Source organism: Terrisporobacter muris (assembly GCF_024621905.1).
Taxonomy (GTDB): domain Bacteria; phylum Bacillota; class Clostridia; order Peptostreptococcales; family Peptostreptococcaceae; genus Terrisporobacter; species Terrisporobacter muris.
Map to the genome: position 1 here is coordinate 1 of NZ_JANKBY010000443.1, position 2384 is coordinate 2384.

2 protein-coding genes are annotated in these 2384 nt (G+C 30.5%); both read right to left on the reverse strand.

Translation table 11 applies throughout. From position 1 onward, the window contains the following. Window positions 1-208 precede the first annotated feature (208 nt). On the reverse strand, window positions 209-1075 hold the full coding sequence (locus NSA58_RS18965) for a methionyl aminopeptidase (protein ID WP_039681436.1): 867 nt from the start codon (window positions 1073-1075) through the stop codon (window positions 209-211). 27 nt (window positions 1076-1102) lie between these two features. Next, complete coding sequence (locus NSA58_RS18970; protein WP_039681435.1) at window positions 1103-2341, reverse strand: peptidase U32 family protein; 1239 nt, start codon at window positions 2339-2341, stop codon at window positions 1103-1105. Window positions 2342-2384 lie beyond the last annotated feature (43 nt).

The window sequence follows — 2384 nt, forward strand, 5'->3', positions numbered from 1 at the left end:
AATTCATATAAAATTTCACTATTCAAAGGTTTCATAATCTCCCTACAATAAAAAATTTACTTGGCTCAAGCCACTGAGTGAGCGCTACACTTCATTTCATTAAGATTGAGAATAATATCACGTACCTTCACGAGTTTTAAACAAATTTAAAAGCACTATAATATCCTTATATAAAAAAAGAACACTTATATAAGTGTTCTTTTACTATTTAATATGCTAATATTTCACATCCATCTTCAGTTACAAGTATCATATTTTCCCATTGTGCAGAAAGTTTTCCATCATCAGTATAAGATGTCCAACCATTATCTGCATCTATATATAGTTCATGGTGCCCTTCATTTATCATTGGCTCTATAGTAAATATCATTCCTGGAACCATAAGCATTCCTTCTTCTCTTGTACCATAGTGGAATACAAATGGGTCTTCATGGAAGTCTAATCCTATACCATGTCCTCCAAATTCTCTAACTACAGAGTATCCATTAGATTTTGCAAGTTGCTCTATTGTGTATCCAACATTACCAAGTCTAGTCCATGGTTTAACAGCTTCTATACCTTTTATCATACATTCTTTGGTAACTTCAACTAATTTCTTAGCATTATCAGATACTTCACCTATCATATACATTCTAGATGCATCTGAATAATATCCGTCTAATATGGTAGAAACATCAACATTTACTATATCCCCATCTTTTAAAACATATCCATCTGGTATACCATGACATATTTGATCATTTACTGATGTACAACAACTTTTAGGAAATCCACTGTATCCTAGTGGTGCTGGTACAGCTCCTTGTGAAATTGTATAGTCATGAACTATTTTATCAATTTCTTCAGTAGTCATACCTGCTTTTATCTCTTTTCCAACTAAGTCTAATATTTCATTATTTATTTTAGCACTTGCTTTTATTTTTTCTATTTGTTCTTGATTTTTTATTAAACTTCTATGTGGTACTTCATAACCTTTTGATTTAAATTCTTTTAATTTTTCATCAAATTTCATATGGCATTTTTTATATTTTTCGCCACTTCCACACCAACATTTGTCATTTCTTCCTATAATCATTTATACTCTCACTTCCTTAATAAATATCTATAAAATTCTTGTTTTTTCTATAGGCTTTCTTAATATATAATTTTCTTCTAGCTTTATTGTAACCTTCATTTTGACTATTTGTCTTGCATGAGGTGCTGATTCAATCGGATTTCCATCTTCATCATACATTTCTTCTATTGTCGTAAACATTGTATCTTTGTAAGGTCCTATAACTTCAATTTTATCTCCTACATACATTTTATTTCTTTGCTCAACTATATATAATCCAGTTTCTTCTTCATAACCTTTGACTAATCCTATAAAATCATAATTTCTTATATAAGAAGCTGATTTATAATTATTAGAATTTTCATCAGGTCTATTTAAGAAAAATCCTGTAGAGTAATCTCTATGACTTCCTTTTTTCAGCTCTTCCAACCAAATAGGATTAAACTTCCAATTTTTAGGATCTTTGTAGTATTCATCTATAGCCATTCTATAAGCTCTTACTGTAGTTGCTACATAATAAGCTGTTTTCATTCTTCCTTCTATTTTTAAAGAAGTAATTCCACTGTCAAAAATTTGTGGTATATACTCTATCATGCATAAATCTTTAGTATTAAAGAAGAATTCTGGATCTATATCATCTACTACAGGAGTATACTCACCATTATTTTCTTCCATTAAAGTGTACTTCCATCTACAAGATTGAGCACATGAACCTTTGTTTGCATCTCTTCCTGTCGTATAATTACTTATTGTACATTTCCCTGAATAAGACATACACATTGCTCCGTGTACAAATGCCTCTATATCCATATCCTGTGGAATATGTTCTCTTATTTCTTTCGTTTCTTCAAAAGATAGCTCTCTTGCTGTTACTATTCTTTGAGCTCCTTGGTTATACCAGAAGTTTGCAGCAGTATAGTTTGTTGTACTTGCTTGAGTACTTATATGAATTTCCATGTTAGGTATAGTTTCTCTTACTATTTTAAACACGCCTGGATCTGATACTATTACAGCATCTACTCCAATCTCATCTAACTCTAATAAATAATTTCTAAGTAATTCTAAATCTTCACTTCTAGGTATTATATTGCAAGTAACAAAAACTTTCTTGTTTCTTTCGTGGGCGAAGTTTACACCCTCTATCATATTTTCCTTAGTAAAATTCTTGGCTGCTGATCTCATCCCAAAAATTTCTCCACCTATATAAACTGCATCTGCTCCATATTCAAATGCTATTTTTAATTTTTCTAAATCACCAGCGGGGGCTAATAATTCTACTTTTCTCATTTTATCTCCTTCATATTTCATATATTTCTAGTAATATATACAA

Excerpts from the sequence above, each read along its gene's own strand:
- NSA58_RS18965 (WP_039681436.1), bottom strand. The coding sequence starts at position 1,075 with ATGATTATAGGAAGAAATGACAAATGTTGGTGTGGAAGTGGCGAAAAA.
- NSA58_RS18970 (WP_039681435.1), bottom strand. The coding sequence starts at position 2,341 with ATGAGAAAAGTAGAATTATTAGCCCCCGCTGGTGATTTAGAAAAATTA.